Annotated in this window: 16 protein-coding genes; 13 read left to right on the plus strand and 3 right to left on the minus strand. The window is 36.4% G+C overall.

Annotation, left to right across the window (positions count from 1 at the left end):
* Positions 1-44: 44 nt before the first annotated feature.
* Positions 45-1,319: an acetyl-CoA hydrolase/transferase family protein gene (locus ACMAYX_RS04290; RefSeq protein ID WP_412471582.1), complete on the plus strand. Its 1,275-nt coding sequence runs from the start codon at positions 45-47 to the stop codon at positions 1,317-1,319.
* A gap of 1 nt (position 1,320) precedes the next feature.
* Here the strand turns inward: ACMAYX_RS04290 and ACMAYX_RS04295 are convergent, their stop codons facing one another.
* Positions 1,321-1,842, minus strand: coding sequence for a TetR/AcrR family transcriptional regulator (locus ACMAYX_RS04295; RefSeq protein WP_103216752.1), 522 nt, complete (start codon positions 1,840-1,842; stop codon positions 1,321-1,323).
* Positions 1,843-1,950: 108 nt separating this feature from the next.
* Here ACMAYX_RS04295 and ACMAYX_RS04300 point away from each other — a divergent pair, with 108 nt between their 5' ends.
* From ACMAYX_RS04300 to ACMAYX_RS04320, 5 genes are all read left to right on the plus strand, one after another.
* Positions 1,951-2,403: a MarR family winged helix-turn-helix transcriptional regulator gene (locus ACMAYX_RS04300; RefSeq protein ID WP_412471583.1), complete on the plus strand. Its 453-nt coding sequence runs from the start codon at positions 1,951-1,953 to the stop codon at positions 2,401-2,403.
* A 57-nt stretch (positions 2,404-2,460) separates the two neighbouring features.
* On the plus strand, positions 2,461-3,756 hold the full coding sequence (locus tag ACMAYX_RS04305) for a TolC family protein (RefSeq protein WP_412469736.1): 1,296 nt from the start codon (positions 2,461-2,463) through the stop codon (positions 3,754-3,756).
* Between the two features lie 2 nt (positions 3,757-3,758).
* Positions 3,759-4,427 (plus strand): efflux RND transporter periplasmic adaptor subunit, encoded by a 669-nt coding sequence (locus tag ACMAYX_RS04310; protein WP_103216749.1) that lies wholly within the window; start codon positions 3,759-3,761, stop codon positions 4,425-4,427.
* A gap of 11 nt (positions 4,428-4,438) precedes the next feature.
* Positions 4,439-7,480 carry an efflux RND transporter permease subunit gene (locus ACMAYX_RS04315; RefSeq protein ID WP_103216748.1) on the plus strand — a complete coding sequence of 1,014 codons (3,042 nt, stop codon included), beginning with the start codon at positions 4,439-4,441 and terminating at the stop codon, positions 7,478-7,480.
* Positions 7,481-7,624: 144 nt separating this feature from the next.
* The gene (locus ACMAYX_RS04320) at positions 7,625-8,215 is read left to right on the plus strand and encodes a hypothetical protein (RefSeq protein ID WP_392991346.1); all 591 of its coding nucleotides are present in this window, start codon (positions 7,625-7,627) and stop codon (positions 8,213-8,215) included.
* Between the two features lie 38 nt (positions 8,216-8,253).
* On the opposite strand, the gene ACMAYX_RS04325 is transcribed toward ACMAYX_RS04320, so the two are convergent.
* A complete protein-coding gene (locus ACMAYX_RS04325) occupies positions 8,254-8,619 on the minus strand; it encodes a c-type cytochrome (protein ID WP_158246778.1) in 366 nt (121 codons plus the stop codon).
* 167 nt (positions 8,620-8,786) lie between these two features.
* Here ACMAYX_RS04325 and ACMAYX_RS04330 point away from each other — a divergent pair, with 167 nt between their 5' ends.
* The 7 genes from ACMAYX_RS04330 to ACMAYX_RS04360 all read left to right on the plus strand — a co-directional run bounded on the left by ACMAYX_RS04330 (position 8,787) and on the right by ACMAYX_RS04360 (position 17,565).
* Complete coding sequence (locus tag ACMAYX_RS04330; protein WP_103216745.1) at positions 8,787-9,689, plus strand: DMT family transporter; 903 nt, start codon at positions 8,787-8,789, stop codon at positions 9,687-9,689.
* 77 nt (positions 9,690-9,766) lie between these two features.
* Entirely contained in the window at positions 9,767-12,085 is a 2,319-nt protein-coding gene (locus ACMAYX_RS04335) for a fatty acid cis/trans isomerase (protein WP_412471584.1), read from the plus strand.
* 51 nt (positions 12,086-12,136) lie between these two features.
* Entirely contained in the window at positions 12,137-12,898 is a 762-nt protein-coding gene (locus tag ACMAYX_RS04340) for a glutathione S-transferase C-terminal domain-containing protein (protein ID WP_103216743.1), read from the plus strand.
* Positions 12,899-12,964: 66 nt separating this feature from the next.
* Entirely contained in the window at positions 12,965-13,666 is a 702-nt protein-coding gene (locus ACMAYX_RS04345; RefSeq protein ID WP_103216742.1) for a 5'-methylthioadenosine nucleosidase, read from the plus strand.
* A gap of 10 nt (positions 13,667-13,676) precedes the next feature.
* A complete protein-coding gene (locus ACMAYX_RS04350; RefSeq protein WP_412469739.1) occupies positions 13,677-14,093 on the plus strand; it encodes a hypothetical protein in 417 nt (138 codons plus the stop codon).
* A gap of 8 nt (positions 14,094-14,101) precedes the next feature.
* Positions 14,102-16,048 (plus strand): bifunctional 2',3'-cyclic-nucleotide 2'-phosphodiesterase/3'-nucleotidase, encoded by a 1,947-nt coding sequence (locus tag ACMAYX_RS04355; protein ID WP_412471585.1) that lies wholly within the window; start codon positions 14,102-14,104, stop codon positions 16,046-16,048.
* A 140-nt stretch (positions 16,049-16,188) separates the two neighbouring features.
* A complete protein-coding gene (locus ACMAYX_RS04360) occupies positions 16,189-17,565 on the plus strand; it encodes an HAD-IG family 5'-nucleotidase (protein WP_412471586.1) in 1,377 nt (458 codons plus the stop codon).
* Here the strand turns inward: ACMAYX_RS04360 and ACMAYX_RS04365 are convergent.
* Positions 17,555-18,523, minus strand: a complete 969-nt coding sequence (locus ACMAYX_RS04365) for a histone deacetylase (RefSeq protein ID WP_392991332.1) — start codon at positions 18,521-18,523, stop codon at positions 17,555-17,557. The two genes, ACMAYX_RS04360 and ACMAYX_RS04365, sit on opposite strands and share 11 nt — an antisense overlap.
* Positions 18,524-18,662: the final 139 nt, after the last annotated feature.

Here is an 18,662-nt window from a genome sequence, read left to right on the forward strand (position 1 = left end):
ATCTCGGCCAAATCTTCGTAAAATATGAACACAAAGGAGTGCTTGTGAAAATTGTTTCAAATGCAGCGGAAGCTTTATCGATAGTATATTCTAATTCAAATATTTTTATTCATGGTGGTGATTCTACGCCACAGGCCCTAATTGACGGGTTACTTGAAAATGCTCATAAATTAAAAGATGTCACACTTACTCACCTACATACTCACGGTGATGCGAAATATGCAAATGAAGAATATTGTGAAAACTTTAAAATTCTCAATCTCTTTGTTGGCGGAAATGTGAGAAAACATATCGACTACCAAAGAGTTGATTATCTTCCATGCTTTCTATCTGAAATTCCAAACTTATTTCGAAGCGGTAGAATTCCTCTAGACTTTGCACTTATTCACGTCAGTCCTCCAGATCAACATGGGCACTGCACTCTAGGTACATCTGTTGATGTTGCAAAGGCTGCAGTAAGTAGTGCAAAAGTTGTTATTGCTCAAATTAATCCACATATGCCTCGTGTTCATGGTGATGGCTTTATTCATATTAGTGATATTGATTATGCGATTGAAATTGATCACGAAATTGTCGGCCATCAAGAAGTTTGCTTGAGTGAAGAGGATTTAAAGATAGGACAGCTCACTTCATCTCTTATTGAAGATGGCTCAACTCTTCAAATGGGAATTGGATCAATTCCTGATGCAGTTCTGGCTAGTTTAAAGAATCACAAGAACCTAGGGATTCATACAGAGATGTGGTCAAACGGGGCTCTTGATTTAATTAAAAGTGGCGCCGTAAATAATTCATGCAAAAATGTTCACCGTGGAAAAACAGTTAGTGCCTTTATTGTTGGAGGCAAAGATGTACATGATTTTATCAATGACAACCCAAGCGTTATTCAACTTGAAGCGGACTATGTAAATAACCCAAGTATCATTAGAAGAAACCCAAAAGTATGTGCGATCAATAGTGCCGTTGAAATTGATCTTACAGGACAGGTCTGTGCAGACTCAATCGGCCATCGTATTATCTCTGGAGTTGGTGGCCAGATGGACTTTATGAGAGGCGCCTCACTTTCTGAAGGGGGTAAGCCTATTATTGTTATCAACTCACGAAGTGCTAAAGGTTACCCCAAGATTGTTCCAACATTAAGGTCAGGAGCAGGTGTCGTAACAACTCGATCACATATGCACTATGTTGTTACAGAGTATGGTATTGCTGATTTATACGGAAAGAGTCTTAATCAAAGAGCACAAGAGTTGATTAGAATTGCTCATCCTGATGATCGTGAGAATCTTGAAAAGATGTGGCATGAAACGCACTGTAGAAAATAATCTACAGTGCACTCACTGGGGATTGGCATAATAATTCTACCATACCACTCCCCTCATATTTTTCTTTTGCTACTTTTAGATCAACTCTCTTAAAGATCATATAAGAAATAAATGATCTAAGATTTAATAAGAATGGATTCTCTTGTCCATGAACAGATACATATGCATCCGAGACATAATTTTCATAAATTTCTCTAAAGCCAGGTGAGTCGATAACAAGAAGCATGACACAAATTGCGATAGCTTCCTTACCCTGTTCAACACCTTGATTGATCACTTGGTTTAGCTCATCAACAGTATCAAAGGTATGTTTTGAAATTTCTTTAATCTGCTCAGCGAGTAAGTTGATACAGTGTTCACCACATGTCGTAATAAATTCTTCTTTTGAACCAAAATGATAAAGAACTGAAGAGACATTAATCTCGGCCTTCTTTGCTATATCTCTTAAGCTTACGCCGTAGACACCATTTTTTGCCATTAAAGGAATCGCAACATCAATCAAATTCTGTTTAGTCTTATTCATCTAGCTACTACCTTTTGTTAACTTACCGTCAATTTGAATAAAATTCTTGATTCAATTTAGTTAACATGTTAACTATATAGTTAACACATTAACAAATTTGGAGTAACAATGTCAATAATAAAGAGTGAATATGTACAGGAAAGTATTATCGGACGCATGATTCGCACAACTCGAATCCTCGATAAAATGATCTCTGAAGAAGTTTCGTATTTTAAACTTACAAAGCCTCAATTTGATGTCCTTGTCATCCTACACTTAACAGATCAAGAATCAGTTACGACTACAGAGTTAGCAGAAGAGCTTCTAGTATCGAAGGCCAATATCACGGGAATCGTTAAAAGACTTGAAGCGGCCAATCTAGTCAAGAAGGCCATTGACGAAAACGATACTAGGTCAAAGAAAATTACACTTACTGAAGAGGGCCTTGAATTAATCAATAAAGTACTTCCTCGCTACTTCAGCATGGGCCAGGAACTAGTTTCAAGATTTTCTCAAGATGAGAAAAGTAAACTTTTATGTCAGTTGGGAATGATTGAAGAGTTTTATCAGTCAAAAAGATAAAATAAAAAAATCTTAAAGAGAATCTAAAGAGACAGAATATACAGGAGAACCACACTCATGAGAAGGATCAAGACTTATATTGTCTTGTTTGGACTTGCTAGTAGCGTAAGCGCTGCTCAATACAGTTTAAACGAACAATCAGTAGTTGAACTTGCAGTCAAAAGAAATGAAAATGTTGGTATTGCAAGACAAGAATTAGAACAGGCCAAGGAAACACTAAGTAGTGCAACATCTAATCTATTTCCAGTCCTTTCAATATCTGCAGGCTTAACGAAAAATGATGGTAAAGGTAATATCATGCCTCACGGTTATGATTGGAATCACAATGCAAGAGTTCAGCTCACACAACCTTTATACACTTTTGGAAAAATCTCTAGTGGTGTCGATATTGCAGAATCTGCAAATAAGATCGGAAAGTTGAGAACAGTTGTAACAAAGGCTGAAGTTGAGAATGCAGCAAGACAATTATACTACAGAGTTTTATTCAACCAAGAGCTTGTACGAATAACTGAAGATTCATATAAAAATGCAGTTAAAAATAAAAATGCGCTTGAAGAACGTGTTTCTTACGGACGTATCTCGCGAAATGATAATATCAAAATGCAAGCTGACCTTGCCAGTAGAAAACCAAATTGGATTATTGCAAAGAAAAACCTTAAAAATGCAATCTTAGACATCAAAAACTTTCTGGCCTTACAACCAGAAGATGACGTAAAGGTAGTTGCTGATAACTTTAATGCTAAAGATAAAATTGCAACGATACCCTCAAACTTACAAAAGCTTGATGAAACAGTTGATGTAAAGATTCTTAAAGAAAGCATTCAACTATCAGACTTCTCTGTTGAGCTTGCCAAGAGCCAACGTCTTCCCGACCTTGGATTATTTGTTGCCTACTCTCCTCTTACTTATCGTGTTGATAAACCATTCTCAGGAGATATCTCACATAACCAAAATGATATTTCATTTGGTTTACAGTTTACGTTTGACTGGGATCTTGGAGGAAGTAAGAACTCAGAAGTAGCTATAAAAAGAAGTGATGCGAATATCGCGCGCTTGAAGTTTAATCAACTAAGAAGAGAAATTAGAACTCAATACTTAAAACTTGAACAAGACTACGAAGGCCTTCAAGAAAGATTTGATGCGGAAGCTGAAGCTGTAAAACTAGCCTCTTCATCTTATAAAGTAGCTCTTAGCTCTTTTAAGTCTGGTGGAGTATCACAACTTCAGCTCAATGATAGTGAAATTCAACTTACTCAACACCGTCTAAATCTTGCTCAAACGAAATTACAACTAAAGGTAACTCGTGCTGAGATGGATCGTCTTCTTACGAGTACAGGAAAGGGAGATAAATAATTATGAAGCAAATAATCTTCGTTTTAATAGTTGGTCTTGTTTACGCAGGTAGCTTATTTGTTAAAGATTTAGACCTACAAAGAAAGAAAGGTAAAGAAACTGCGACTATGTATACAATTCGTGCTGTTTCAGGAACTCCAGTTAATACAACAAAGGTTACGAGAAGGGCCTTCTCAAACTTTGTCATTGTAACAGGTAGTAATATTGGCCCAAGAATTCATGCATCAGTTGCACCAAAAGTGGCAAATCTAATAAAGCCAGGAGCACTTGTTAGTATTCGCGTAAAAGATAAGAAAGTATACGGAAATGTAGTTTCGGTTGATGCCAAAGCTGATTATCTTTCGGGCCTGCATAAAATCGTTGTATCTTTTGCAAATAAAAAGATTCCAACAAATCTCTATATTATGAATATCGAAACACACAAATTAGAAAATGCTTTAACGATTAAAAGAGAAGCTGTTTCAGAAAGAGGTGGTTCGCATAACGTATTCATCGTTAATGATAAGAATATCGTTACAAAACGCAATATTGAAGTAAGTGATAGTAACGAAGACTTCTATGTTGTGAAAAGCGGACTAACTGAAGGAGACACTATTGTGCTAAGTGATCAACGTTATCTTAATGATGGCGAAAAAGTAAATATCATCAAAGCACTAGTGGATCAGGATTAAGGAGTTAGAAGATGATCGAAATATTTGTTAAACGCCCTGCCACAACAATCATCTTTATTGCCATCTTTATGGTAATGGGACTGGTTTCAATTGGTAACTTAATTATTGAACCGACACCTAAGGTTGAGCTTCCACTTATTACAGTACAGACGGTCTATGCTGGTGCATCACCTGAAGAAATCGAATCACAAATCTTAAAGAAGATTGAGGACGAAATTTCAGAAGTCTCTCAAATTAAGAAAATCAAATCAGATGCACGTGACAGTTTTGGTATTGTTATCATTGAGTTTGATATTGAAGCAGACGCTAATATCAAATCAATTGAAGTAAAAGATAAGGTTGAAGCAATCTTAAACGATTTTCCAGATGGAGCAGATCGTCCAATCATTGCAAAGTTTGACCCATTAATTCAGCCAATTGCAACTCTTGCTCTTTCAAGTACAAAGCATGACCTTACTCAAGTATATGAGTATGCTGATAAAAAACTTAAGTCTCGCCTATCATCTATCAATGGTGTTGCCTCTGTTGACATTTTTGGTGGACGAGAAAGAGAGATCAATATTGAGTTAGATAATAACCTTCTTATTCAAAATTATCTGTCAATTGAGGATGTTCTTGCGGCCATCTCTAGAAAGAACCTAAATATCCCAGGTGGATCAATAAATACGACAGACTCTAAGATTAGTGTTCGCTTCGTTGGGGAGTTTGCCAACGTTGACGAGATCAGAAATCTAGAAGTTGTTTCCCGAGAGGGACAAGTTTTTAAGCTTCAAGAAATTGGAAATGTTTCAGATAGCTTTAAAGAAGTTGAAACGATGGCACGCTTCAATGAAAAGGAAGTAGTCGGTCTATCAGTACTTAAGCTTTCTGATGGTGATGCTATAAAGATCGTTGAGAACTTAAAAAGCTCTCTTGAGAAAGTACAAAGTGAGCTACCTGATGGGATGCAACTTGAACTAGTCGTTGATACAACTCGAATTACACTAGATGATACAAAAGGTACAATTAACTCGATCTTCATTGGTATTGGTTTAACAATTGCGATTCTTTTAACATTCCTGGGAGACTGGCGTGGTGCCCTTATTGCGAGTATCGTAATTCCGACTTCAATTATCTCAACACTTTTCCTTATGGATATGTCATCGTTTTCAATTAACGTTATGACACTTCTTGCATTCGGTACATGTCTAGGTACCCTCATTGCAAACGCTCTTATCATTATCGAAAACGTTTACAAGCATCTAAAAATGGGAAAAGACTCTCAGTCGGCAGCCATTGATGGGACGAAAGAAGTATTACTTGCTGTAATGGCCTCTTCAGGAACAAACCTAGTTGTATTTACTCCACTGGCCTTCATGGGTGGTGTCGTTGGTAAGTTCATGCTTCAATTTGGTATGACTGTTGTATTTGCAACGATCTTCTCGATCCTAGCATCTGTTACGTTAACACCAATGCTTTGTGCCTTACTTCTAAAAGACCCTGATACTTTAAAAGGACCTTTCCCTAAGCTCGCAGGTCTTGTCGATCGCTTACTTGCTTGGGCAACAAAACAGTATCGTTGGTTCTTTGATAAATTTATGAATTGGCCTATTACTTCAATTATTGTCCTAATGGCGCTTTTCTTTACAATTGTTTATCCGGCAAAACGTGTTGGTAATGAGTTCCTTCCAAAGTCTGACCGTGATGAATTTAAGGCATTTATTCTTATGCCAGATGGTTCACCAATTGAAAAAACAGCTCAGATCACTCAACAGGTTGATGAGATTATAAGAAAGTACCCAGAGGTTGTTTCAACTCTTTCAGATATTGGTTATGACGGTGAAGAAAGATCACGTATTACCGTCAACTTAACTTCAGCAACAAAGAGAAAAAGAGACTATAAAGAAATCATGGATGATCTACTTCCAAAGGTATCTAATATTCCTGAAGCAGAAATTACTCTAACAGGTGGTAGTCGAAACGCTAGTAATGATGGTGATATTACAATAAACGTCACAGGAGATAATTTCGATAATATGATTATTGCATCAGAAAAAATGCAAAAGATCATGAAGGACTCAGGATACTTTAGTTCAATTGAAAGCTCTTACCGAATTCCAAAAATGGAGATTCAGTTTATTTCTGAACCTCAAAAAGTAATTCGTCAAAACCTATCAAGCTCGCGTCTTGGGGGTACAATCCGTGCACTTGTAAATGGTAATGATGATGCCGTTTATAAAGAAGGTGGTGAAGAATACGATATAAATGTAACTCTTGCGCCAGAATTTAAAAGAAATATCTCTGACTTTGATAAATTTCTAATTCATGGAAAGGATGGACTTATCCCAATCTCAAGCCTTGGTAAGGTTCAAGTTGTCGAAGCATCTTCGCCACTTAAAAGACGTGACAAAGAAAGAATCATTCAGATCAAGGCCTTTGTTGTAAAAGGTGTTGTTGGTGCCATCATGGGAGATCTGGGCCAGCAATTCAGTAAGGCAGAGCTACCACAAGGGACTAAGTTCATGTTTGCAGGCCAAGCAGAAAGTCAGAAAGAATCTCAACAAGAGATGGGAAAAGCCTTCATGCTAGCAGTAATCTTAACTTATATGCTACTTGTTGCGATCCTAAACTCATTTGTATTCCCAGTGTCAATTGGTTCAGCGATTCTAACATCTTTCCTAGGATCTTTTTTAATGATGTTCTACACGGAGCAGACGATTAATATTGGTTCCATGATGGCCATTGTAATGGTTGTAGGACTTGCCGTTAACAACGCCATTCTTATGATTGAATATACTCAGCAAAAGCTTGATGAAGGTGTTGAGATTAAGGAAGCATTATGGTTAGGGGCCGAGGAAAAACTGAAGCCTATTCTAATGACTTCTATTGCCATTATCGCTGGTACAATGCCACAGCTCTTTATGATCGACAAAATGAAGTCGGCCATGGGTGCGGTTTTGATTGGTGGTATGCTAGGTTCAATCTTCTTTACATACACACTCGTTCCAACGATTCACTTAGTGCTATATCGAGTGAAAGAATGGCTCTCTAAGCTATTGAAATCAAATGCATAATTTGAAAAAAGGCCTCTTAATTAGAGGCCTTTTTTACGTCTAAACTTAGGACATCTCCTGTAAATCTTCCCATCTTGAACAAACTCATCCTTAAAAGTGCTATAAATGTTCATTATTTTATTTAGCAACAAGCGAGAATTAAAGATGAGATCAATAATCCTTACCTCAGTTCTATGTTCAGGAATTTGCCAAGCTATGCCATCACAGGGTGTCGTTAAAGTATCTGACGGTGCAAGGGCAAATTGTAATGAGAAGAAGGACCTCTATCGAAATAAGCTTCAAGCATATAAAGTTAAAAATTATAGTTCCAAGCAAATTGGAGATAATATTGAACTGACATTGAACATTCAAATGCTCCAATGTAGTCAAACAGATAAAAGCATTGCCTTTAAAGAAAAGAACATCTTTGATCTATTCACTTATAAAACATTTCGCAATATCGAAATGGAAGTAAGAACAAAGAGTGCTAATATTCTTTTCTATCAAGATGGTATTTATAAGAAACTTTCACAAGTTGATATCATAGATAACCAAGACCTTTCTAAAATTACTGCGAGCTTTAACGTTAAAGACCTCTTAACGAAAGAGAAGTATGAGAAATACTTAAATGGAGAAAAGGTTATCACTAGCCTAGACTTCAGTTTAAAAAGGTTAATTGAAGTTTCAGGTAATGACTTCAATGGAATTTACGATCAGAATTACGGTGGTTTTAGAGTGTTTTTTGAAATTAAATAATAAAAAAAGGGCCTCATAAGAGGCCCTTTCTATTTGTCTTATTTTTGATTCATACCTTTGTACTTATCTTTTGACATAGTCGTTACGTAGGCCGCAACATCTTTAATGTCTTGAGCTGAAAGACCACGAACCTTTGTCCACATCATAGAAGTATTCTTAGTTTTTCTCTTCTTTGATTGAATCGCAGTAACTTGCTCAGCAACGTAAGCAGCATCTAGACCAGCAATTCTTGGACCTTTAACAATTGCAATTTTACTAACATCTGCAGCTTTCCCCATACCATCAGCATTGTGGCAAAGAGCACAGTTAACTTTCTTGTAAATTGCTTTACCTTTAGCAGCATCTCCAGCGTAAGCACTTACACTTAGTAGAGCGGCAACAACAGTGATTTTGAATAAATTCACAATATATCTCCTTTATATTTATAGCGTAGCTATACTTTATGCAATTATCGTCAAATCGTCAGTAAATTTAAAAGAAAATATACCCTTGGGGCCATTTGTTGAGCTATACTCTCTTGCACACAGTGGCAAGTTAAAGAAACTCAAAAGAAACTTAAAAGAGAGTAAAAATGAACACAAGTGTCATAAGCCTAATTTTAGGAACAATATGCATCGGATTAGCACCTATTTTTGTTAAAAATCTCAGTGGTGACCTTTCTCCGAGCATGATTGGCGCTCTTCGTTGTTCAATTGCAGGTTCAATTCTTCTTATTTACCAACTTCTTATTAAGAAAAATTATATCAAGGACAAACGCTTCTATACTATGACGGCCGTCATAGGTTTCTGCTTTGCTATGGACTTATTTGTTTGGCATCGATCAGTTCACTTAATTGGTGCTGGCATGTCTACAATTTTAGGCAATACCCAAGTTTTCTACTTACTTGTTTTTGGCCTTATCCTTTATAAAGAAAAAATAACACTCAAAAAGCTACTAGTATTTCTCTTTGCTTTCTTTGGAGTATTTCTCATTCTAAAAGGCCAAGTTCAATTCTATCAGTCAGAGGAATTCTTTTGGGGAGTACTCTTTGGTCTGACAACAGGGTTGTGCTACTCACTTTATACAACTTCAATTAAGAAAACGTCCCTTATGACATTTAAGACGAAAATCACTGCACTAGAGATTATCACCTACTCTTCTCTTGTGACTGGAGCGATTCTCTTTATTACCGCTCAATTTGAGCACGGCCACAAAAGCCTAGCTCTTGAGCATCTGCCTTCTGTATTTGGGCTTGCTATTCTTTGTCAGGTCATTGGCTGGTCATTAATTAGCTATGGCCTTAAAAGTGCCCCACTTTCTGTTTCAGGACTTATTATTTTATTACAACCAGTGATTGCTAAGACTCTAAGTATATTCCTTTTTAATGAGCCATTCTCTTCACTTGAAATAATTGGAGCTGCAATTCTCTTAACGTGTATTTACCTAGGAACTCACCTTTCGCGTCCAAAGAAAACGAAATCAAATGACAATTGAGGCCAATCTTTATAACATTTCATAAATAATTTTAATTAGGTATGGTTTAAATGAAGGTGATCTCTTTACTTGCTCTAGTGAGCATTTTTCTTATTAGTTGTTCAAATAATAACGAGACAGATCTCCTTGTCCCAAAGGATAAAGAAATTCACCAAGAGGCAACTAAAAAGGCCCTTAAAGAGATTGAAAATAATAGTGTTGTCTTCTCCCAACAACAAGCAAACCATTGGAATGGGAAGAAGAAAGTTGATTTCAACAAAGATATTAAACCAATATTTGATAATCGCTGTGTTGTTTGTCACAGTTGCTACGATTCACCTTGCCAACTAAAACTAACTTCCCGAGAAGCCGTTGAAAGAGGAGCCTCTAAAGATAAGGTCTATATGGGAGAGCGCTTAATCGTTGCTTCGCCAAGCCGACTTTATATCGATGCAAACTCAACTAAGCAGTGGAGAGATAAAGGTTTTTTCTCAGTTTCACATAAAAATCTTAATAAAAACGTCATAGCAAAGATGATAAAGTTAAAAGAGGTTGTGCCTCTTCCGGAGACAAAGATTCTTCCGACAAGCTTAGACTTCAGCCTAGAAAATGATCGTTTTTGTCCAAAAGAAGACGAATTTGAAAACTACGCGAAGTCTTCTCCTTTTGGAGGTATGCCATATGGACTTCCTGCACTAACAAATAAAGAGAGTGAGCTAATTACAACTTGGATAGCCCAAGGCTCAAACTTCAACAAAGAAGCTCCCCTTTCAAGAGAAGAACTAAAAAAAATAAAAGATTGGGAACTTTTCTTAAACAAGAAAAGTAAAAAACATCAACTTATGGCGCGCTACCTTTATGAGCACCTTTACCTAGCAAATCTATATTTTAGTGAAAAAAATGAAACGAATTTTTATAAATTAGTAAGATCTAAAACACCAACTGGAAAACCAATCAAAGTCATTGCCTCTCGAAGGCCATTTGATGATCCAAAGGTTAAGAGAGTCTACTATCGACTAGTGAAACAGAAAGAGACAATTGTCGATAAAACGCATATGCCTTACCTCTTTGATAAAGAGAGAATGAATTGGTATAAGAAATTATTTATAACACCAAAGTATCAGGTAAAAGAACTTCCTAGCTACCAAGCCCTAGAAGCAGCAAACCCATTTTTAACTTTTAAAGATTTACCTGTAGAATCACGTTATGAGTTTCTTCTTAAAGAGTCTCAATACACGATTTCTAACTTTATAAAAGGTCCTGTTTGCCGCGGTCAAATTGCCCTTAATGTAATTCAGGATCACTTTTGGACTTTCTTTGTAAACCCTAAGCTTTATAAAAACCGCAATAATTTTCCACTTACAAATGAGCTAGAGCGCATGAGTCTTCCTGCACAGTTTGCAAATGTGGGTGGTGTTCAATGGTTCAAGTATAAAAATGAAGAAGAAAAATATCTTAAAAAGAAGTCAGAATTTATCGATCAAAACTCCTCTATCCTAAATCTAAATTCTATTTGGAATGGCGATGGAAACAATCAGAATGCAGCATTAACTATTTTTAGACATTTTGATAGTGCGACAGTTTTGAAAGGACTTGTTGGTCAAAATCCAAAAACAGCTTGGGTCATTGATTATCCACTCTTAGAAAGAATTCACTACCTCCTGGTTGCTGGCTTTGATGTATATGGGAATTTATCTCATCAACTCAACACTAGACTTTACATGGATTTTTTAAGACTTGAAGGTGAATTCAACTTTCTAACATTACTACCTTCAAAACAAAGATTGAAAGAAAGAGAACTATGGTACGAAAGAGCTTCTGGTAGAGTTAAAGAACATATCGTAGGACGCTATGCTTGGATAAAGAAAGAGCCCGCAATTTCATATAAGACTAGAGACGCAAAGAGTGAACTATTTGAACTATTAAAAAATAGACTAGCTCCTGCTTTAAATAAGAGGTTTGAAGTTAAAGATGATAATCTCAAAAGCTTAATGAATAACGAAGAGATGAAGAAGACTGCTGTAAATCTCTTTTCACAAGTATCTTTTATCTTGATTGAGGATACTAATGAAACATATACGTTAATTCACAACAATGCTCACTACAATATCTCTCACCTCTTGAAAGAAGGAAGTCAGAGAATTACTGAAGAAGATAACTTCACTGTAACAAAAGGAACTGTAGGGAGTTATCCGAATACTATTTTTAAACTTAAAAAATCTCAACTACCGAATTTTGTAAATGCAATTAAGAATACTACTTCACAGGCAGCTCATAGCAGGCTTCTTGATAAGTATGGTGTGAGAAGAAGTGATAAAAGATTTTGGCCAACACTAGATAAAATTCATGAGATAGCCTTTAAAACAAATCCTATTGAATTTGGTCTTTATGATTTAAATCGATTGGAAAATCGCTAAAGACATCAAAATTTAGTTAATTTTTTAAAGTAACTCTCCGACAGTTATGCCATGGATAAAGTATTAATTTCTTGGGCAGGAAACGATGAAGTCGAATCCTTCTCCCCGTACTGTGCAACTATAAATAGAATTTTTTCATTTCTAAATATCGACTTTAAGTTAAAAACAGTCCATGTGAACTCTCAAATTCAGGGAGTGCCAGCTAAGATGAGCAGTCTTCCTGCTATTATTGATGGCGATAAGAAATACTTAGGCATTAGAAATTGTATCAACTACTTCAAAGACTTGCGTGGAGAATCTGAGCTTTTTCTTTTAAACAATGAAGAAGCAATGCAGGCCCAGCTCTTACAAGATTGGTGTATAAATTCATTATGGGCAAGTATCGTTTACTTCTCATACAAAGATACAAAAGGGCTTAGCGCTATGAAGAAAAAATTCGCTAAGCAGGCCAAGTATGTTCAAGATATAGATGAATCACCAGAAGATGTTATTTCGTCAGTAAAAGAAATTATAGTAAAGCGTATCTCAGAGTATGAAATCTTTCATAAAGATCAAGCATGTGCACTTGATTATTTTGAATCACAGATTACTTATATTAACGAAATACTGGGAACGAAGAATTTTATTTTTGGCAACGATATCAAGTATATCGATATATTACTCTATTGCCATCTGAATCGTATTCTCATTACTGGACTACCTCCTGCAGATCTAATTAAGCAGAAGTACCACCGTATCATCAGGTGGCTCCAACGAGTGGCCGCCCAAACACGTTCAAAAGATAATATCTACCCAACCCATCTAGAAAGTTAGCTGCAATATTTCAAATTATGCTCTTTTTCTATTAAACTTAGATAAAAGATTTTAAATGGAGACATTATGAAAAATATTGCCATCATCATGGCCATGGACTCGGAAGCAGCACCGCTTTTAGAGAAACTAGCTATCACAGATCAAGACAAAAAATTAGACCCAAATCTACCAATGAAATTATATCAATGTGAATATCACGGGCATAAGATTTCAGTTATTATAAGTGGTGAATGTAAGCACCATAAAGTGCAAAACGTAGGAACGTCTCCTGCGGTTGTCTCTACTCTTCTTGCGATCAGAGAACTTGGTGCAGAAATGATTATCAACGCGGGAACTGCCGGTGGCTTTAGAAAGCGTGGTGCAGAAGTTGGAGACGTCTACACGGCCGACACAACAGTTTTTCATGATCGCAGAATTCCTATTCCAGGATATGAAAACTACGGAATCTATAAGACAGCACATCCTATTGCTCAAGAATATGGAAAGCTTCTAAACCTAAAGACAGCAATTATTTCAACAGGAAACTCTCTTGATATGAGTGCTGAAGATGAAAAGTTAATTGAAACAAATCAAGCAGTTCTTAAAGATATGGAAGCTGGAGCTATTGCCTGGGTAGTTGATCAATTCAGTATTCCAACACTCTTTTTAAAGTCAGTTACTGACATTGTTGACGGAGAGCATCCAACAGAGGAAGAGTTCTTTGCCAATTTGAGATTAGCATCGGATAATTTAGGTAAGAAATTAATTGAGCTAATCGAAAAAATCTAAGGAGTGATTTATGAAATTACTAGCTGCTATGCTTTTTATCCTTCCAGCTTTAGCTGCACCATGTGCAGGACAAGAAGGTGAATATTGGATCAACAATGATGGAACACAAGGTGGATTCGTTGCTGATACAGCTTATGTATCAAAGAATGTTTATATTGGTGAGAATGCACAAGTTTGTGACAAGGCCCAAGTAACAGGATTTGCAAAAATCACAGGTAATGCAATTATTTCAGACTACGCTAAAGTTTGGGGTAATGCTCACGTGTATGAGAATGCAAGAGTTTATGATGAGGCGTCAGTTTGGGATAATGCTGAAGCTTTTGGCGAAGCTCAAATTTATGGCTTTGCAGGACTTAAGGGTAACGTAAAAGTTTACGGTAAAGCTCGTATGTTTGATGCTACTTACTCTTCAGGACGTTATTACTAGGAATATATATGAGAAAAATCTTTTTATTTTCACTGTCTCTTTTTCTAATTGTAGGCTGTAAGGAACAAACACAAGTTAAACTTCGTGTAATTGAAACCACTGACCTACACGGTTACTACAAAGACTACGATTATTATAAGAACGAAGAAAGTAAAAGATTTGGACTTGTTAAAACGGCTACACTTATTAAAAAGTATGCCACACAAGCAGATAATTATACGCTCATCGATAATGGTGATCTCCTTCAGGGGAATCCTATGGCCGACTTTGTGGCCACTCACGGAAAAGAAGGAGTTCACCCTGCTTTTAAACTCATGAATCATCTAAAGTATGACGTGGGTAATATTGGAAATCATGAATTTAATTACGGCCTAGAGTTTCTAGATGCCTCTCTTAAAGATGCAAAATTTCCTTATATCAATGCTAACGTTTACAAAGACGAAAATGGTAAGCCAGCATCGCCTTACTTTAAGCAATATGTAATTTTAGAGAAAAAAGTTAAGGACACAAAAGGTCTGCCACATAAGCTCAAAATTGGATACATTGGTTTTGTTCCGCCACAGATCATGGTCTGGGATAAGAATAATCTTGAAGGGAAAGTCGTGGCCCGCGATATTATTGAAGTCGCAAAAGAGCTTACGGCGAAAATGAAAAATGAAGGCGCTGATGTCATCATCGCAATTCCACATTCAGGAATTAGTACAGATGAATACAAGCTTTATGCAGAGGACTCAGTTTACTACCTAAGTCGCGTTCCTTATATCGATGCCATTGCCTTTGGTCACACTCATGCTCTATTTCCTTCAAAAGAATATGAAGGAATTCAAGGTATTGATGCGAAGAAAGGAACAATTAATGGAGTCGCTGCCGTTATGCCTGGGAAATGGGGATCACACGTTGGAATCATTGATTTAAAATTAAACTTTGATGGAAGTAAGTGGCATGTGATCGATGGACAATCCTCAGTCTACTCGATTTATGATAAAGAATCAGATTCAAGTGTAAAACCTGATCTTGAACTTGCAGAAATCATTGAAGATGATCACCAACGAACAATTAAGCTCGCAGGTGAAAAAGTTGGTTTCTCTAAGGAGGAATTTTATAGCTTCCTCTCACTAATCCAAGATGATGCGGCAACACAGATTGTCTCTAACGCTCAAATTGATTATGTGAAAAGAGCAATACAAGGCGATGCTAATTTAAGTGGGCTCCCAGTATTATCTGCAGTTGCACCTTTTAAAACAGGTGGCAGAAAGAATGATCCAAATGGATACACAACTGTTGAAAAGGGAAATCTGACATTGAGAAATGCAGCTGATCTCTACCTCTACCCTAATATGCTCTACGCTCTAAAGCTCACAGGAAAAGAAGTTAAATTGTGGCTAGAGTGCTCTGCGGGGATGTTTGCTCATATTGATCCAAACTACAGCAAGGACCAACCACTTCTAAACTGGGGAAGCTTTCGTTCATACAACTTTGATATGATTGACGGTCTAACTTACGAGATCAATATCACAAAGAGAAGACACTACGATGAAAATTGTAAGGTTTTAAATAAGGATTCATTCAGAATTGAAAACTTAAAGTATCAAGGAAAGGCCGTTACTGATGAGCAAGAGTTTATTCTTGCAACAAATAGCTTTCGTGCAACCGGTGGTAAATTTCCAGGTGCAGTAAAAGCCAATGTCGTCTTTAGTGCTCCAGATAGCAATCGCCAAGTTCTAATCAACTACATTAGAAAAGAAACGAAAGAAAAAGGTTTTGTCGATGCTCGTCCAAATGAGAACTGGAAGATCAAGCCAATAGCTAATGCAGACAAACTTAAGGTTTACTTTGAAACTTCTCCATCAGATAAAGCGACAAAGTATATTAAGAAGAAGTCAAAATTTAAGCTTAACCGTATTAAAGGCCTTGATGATGAAGGCTTTGCAAAATACTATATCATTCTTAAATAGACACACCGCTCTTAAAAATCACCAAGGCGTAAGTTACTGAATTTACGCCTTAACGTATTAATAATATGACATTTAAATCAAGATTAGATAAAATCTAAGGTCCGGGGATTATATTCTCAAACGATTTAAAAGGATTTTATATGTCAGTATACGTCAATAGAACATTAAATATGAAGAAGATCAAGGCCATTGGTTTTGATATGGACTACACTCTAGTTCGCTATAAAACAGAAGCTTTCGAAAAATTTGTTTTCGAACTCGTGCTTCAAAAATTAGTAGATGTAAAAAATTATCCAAAAGAAGTAACAGATTTAAAATTTGATTTTAACCAAGTTATTCAAGGTTTAATTATCGATCGTCTTCGTGGAAATATTTTACAAACAAACCGCTACGGAAAAGTAAAGATCGCAAAGCATGGTACAAAGCCAATGGACTTTCATGATCAGAATGAAATCTATGGGAATAGTATCATTGACCTAAACTCAGAACAGTATCAATCACTAGATACAAACTTCTCAATTTCAAATGGTGCAATGTTTGCAAACCTTGTTGATCTAAAAGACCAAGGCTTAAAACTTCCTGATTACGAAACACTATCTCACGATATCAAAGAAGTTATCGATATCGCTCACTCTGACAATTCTCTTAAAGGATATGTCGAAGAGCATCTTGAAGACTTTATTATCAAAGACCCAGAAGTGGCAAAACTGCTAGAAAGGTTTAAACGCTTTGGAAAGAAGTTAATTCTTATCACAAATAGTGAATGGACTTGGACAAAAAGACTAATGGAATACACGATTAATCCATTCTTAAAAGAGCATGAGAACTGGACAGACCTATTTGATATTTCAATCTGTCTTGCATGTAAGCCAAGATTCTTTAACGTAAGCAATATGTTTCTAGAAATTCAAACGGATACTGGACTAATGACAAATGCAGAAGGTCCTCTAGAGCAAAACAAGGTGTACCAAGGTGGATGGGCCGGAAAATTACAAAAAGATCTAGGCCTTGAAGGTGAAGAGATTCTTTACCTTGGTGACCATATCTATGGTGATGTTCTTACACTAAAGAAAACTTTCAACTGGAGAACAGCTCTTATCCTAGATCCTCTTGAAGCAGAGATTGAAGCGATTAGACAGTCAACACCAACACAAGCTCTTATCGATGCTGAAATGGAACAAAAAGAAAAGCTAGAACATGAGCTAAATAAGCTAGAGCTTTTAAAGCACGAAGATCCAGAAAAATATAATAAAGAAGATATTGGAAAGATCTTTAGCGAAATTGATAAGATCAACTCAAAAATCTCTCTGCAATTAGATGCTTATCGCCAATTCTTTAACCCACACTGGGGAGAAATGATGAGAGCAGGACTGGAGGAATCACGTTTTGCTGATCAAGTTGAAAAGTATGCATGTTTCTACATGGCAAAGATTACAGATCTTCTAGAGTACACTCCACGTACTTACTTTAGGCCAAAGAAAAGAATCTTGGCCCACGAAGATTCAACTATGCTTTAAATTTATATTGAACAAATTGTTGAAAGACACGGTAAACTTCATCACCGTATCCCCCGGCCATAACCCATGCTTGGGGGATACCTTTCGACTCTAATAATTCATTCATATACTTATCTCTTTCAAGACATTCTTCTAAACTTAGCTGAATTCCTTTAGCACTTTCCAAAATGTCTTTTTCATAAACATCTGCACCTTGAACTACAATACAAAGATCGTAATCTTCTTTGATAAAGTCCCCTACTTCTTTGAGTTTTACAAGATAGTCATCATCGGGAGTAACTGGGATATCAAGAGTGCTAGGAATATAACTTGAGTTAGTTTTATCAGGATTATCAAGTGGCCAACCATCCTTCATATGAATTGAAACACAATCAATCGACTCATCGTTGGCAACAATTTGTGCAGTTCCATCACCTTTATGAGCATCCATATCTACAACGAGACACTTACCAAGACCTTTTTCCTTTTGTAATTTTCTAATTGCAATAACGATATCGTTAAACATACAAAAGCCACCTGGCCCATCACTCTTTGCATGATGCATTCCTCCTCCTAAATGATAAGAAAAGCCCGACTCTAGAGCATTACAGGCAGCAAGGTATGTTCCTTCGCAATGAGAAAGAGCACGATTAATAAAATCACTTAAAGGTTTTACTGCAGCAGAAGGCTCGTAACGATGATAGCTTCCATCGTCATTAATAAGTTCATAAGCTTCAAGAACAAGTCCAGTAGGATCAAGTTTAGTACGAGCACAAAAGTCGCGATCATGGGCAAGGGCCAAGTCACTTAAAAAGAAATGTGTTGATTTTCTTCTTTCAAGAAATGGAGAATTTTTGAATTCTTCGAGGATTTTGGTTACTCTCTCGTCTTTTAAAGGAACGCCAATACCATAGTCAGTATAACTTCCAAGGGAGTCTTCCATGTAATAGAGTCGACTTTTTTCTGGATGGTATTTCATATTCATTCCTTTATTAACGAAACTTAGCTTGCTTGATTATCCTAATATTATATAGTTATACATTAAAATGGCCTGTAAATCTTACAAATTTAAGAATGTGACAAGGCCCTTTGCTATAGTAATCTATTAGCTTTGCTAT

Origin of the sequence: Halobacteriovorax sp. RT-2-3, from assembly GCF_047085075.1 — a bacterium.
In the GTDB taxonomy this organism is placed as follows: Bacteria; Bdellovibrionota; Bacteriovoracia; order Bacteriovoracales; family Bacteriovoracaceae; genus Halobacteriovorax_A.

Coding starts and splice junctions, on each gene's coding strand:
- ACMAYX_RS04360 (WP_412471586.1), top strand. CDS start 16,189: ATGTCAGTATACGTCAATAGAACATTAAATATGAAGAAGATCAAGGCC.
- ACMAYX_RS04330 (WP_103216745.1), top strand. CDS start 8,787: ATGAACACAAGTGTCATAAGCCTAATTTTAGGAACAATATGCATCGGA.
- ACMAYX_RS04345 (WP_103216742.1), top strand. CDS start 12,965: ATGAAAAATATTGCCATCATCATGGCCATGGACTCGGAAGCAGCACCG.
- ACMAYX_RS04315 (WP_103216748.1), top strand. CDS start 4,439: ATGATCGAAATATTTGTTAAACGCCCTGCCACAACAATCATCTTTATT.
- ACMAYX_RS04300 (WP_412471583.1), top strand. CDS start 1,951: ATGTCAATAATAAAGAGTGAATATGTACAGGAAAGTATTATCGGACGC.
- ACMAYX_RS04295 (WP_103216752.1), bottom strand. CDS start 1,842: ATGAATAAGACTAAACAGAATTTGATTGATGTTGCGATTCCTTTAATG.
- ACMAYX_RS04340 (WP_103216743.1), top strand. CDS start 12,137: ATGGATAAAGTATTAATTTCTTGGGCAGGAAACGATGAAGTCGAATCC.
- ACMAYX_RS04320 (WP_392991346.1), top strand. CDS start 7,625: ATGAGATCAATAATCCTTACCTCAGTTCTATGTTCAGGAATTTGCCAA.
- ACMAYX_RS04310 (WP_103216749.1), top strand. CDS start 3,759: ATGAAGCAAATAATCTTCGTTTTAATAGTTGGTCTTGTTTACGCAGGT.
- ACMAYX_RS04365 (WP_392991332.1), bottom strand. CDS start 18,523: ATGAAATACCATCCAGAAAAAAGTCGACTCTATTACATGGAAGACTCC.
- ACMAYX_RS04350 (WP_412469739.1), top strand. CDS start 13,677: ATGAAATTACTAGCTGCTATGCTTTTTATCCTTCCAGCTTTAGCTGCA.
- ACMAYX_RS04355 (WP_412471585.1), top strand. CDS start 14,102: ATGAGAAAAATCTTTTTATTTTCACTGTCTCTTTTTCTAATTGTAGGC.
- ACMAYX_RS04305 (WP_412469736.1), top strand. CDS start 2,461: ATGAGAAGGATCAAGACTTATATTGTCTTGTTTGGACTTGCTAGTAGC.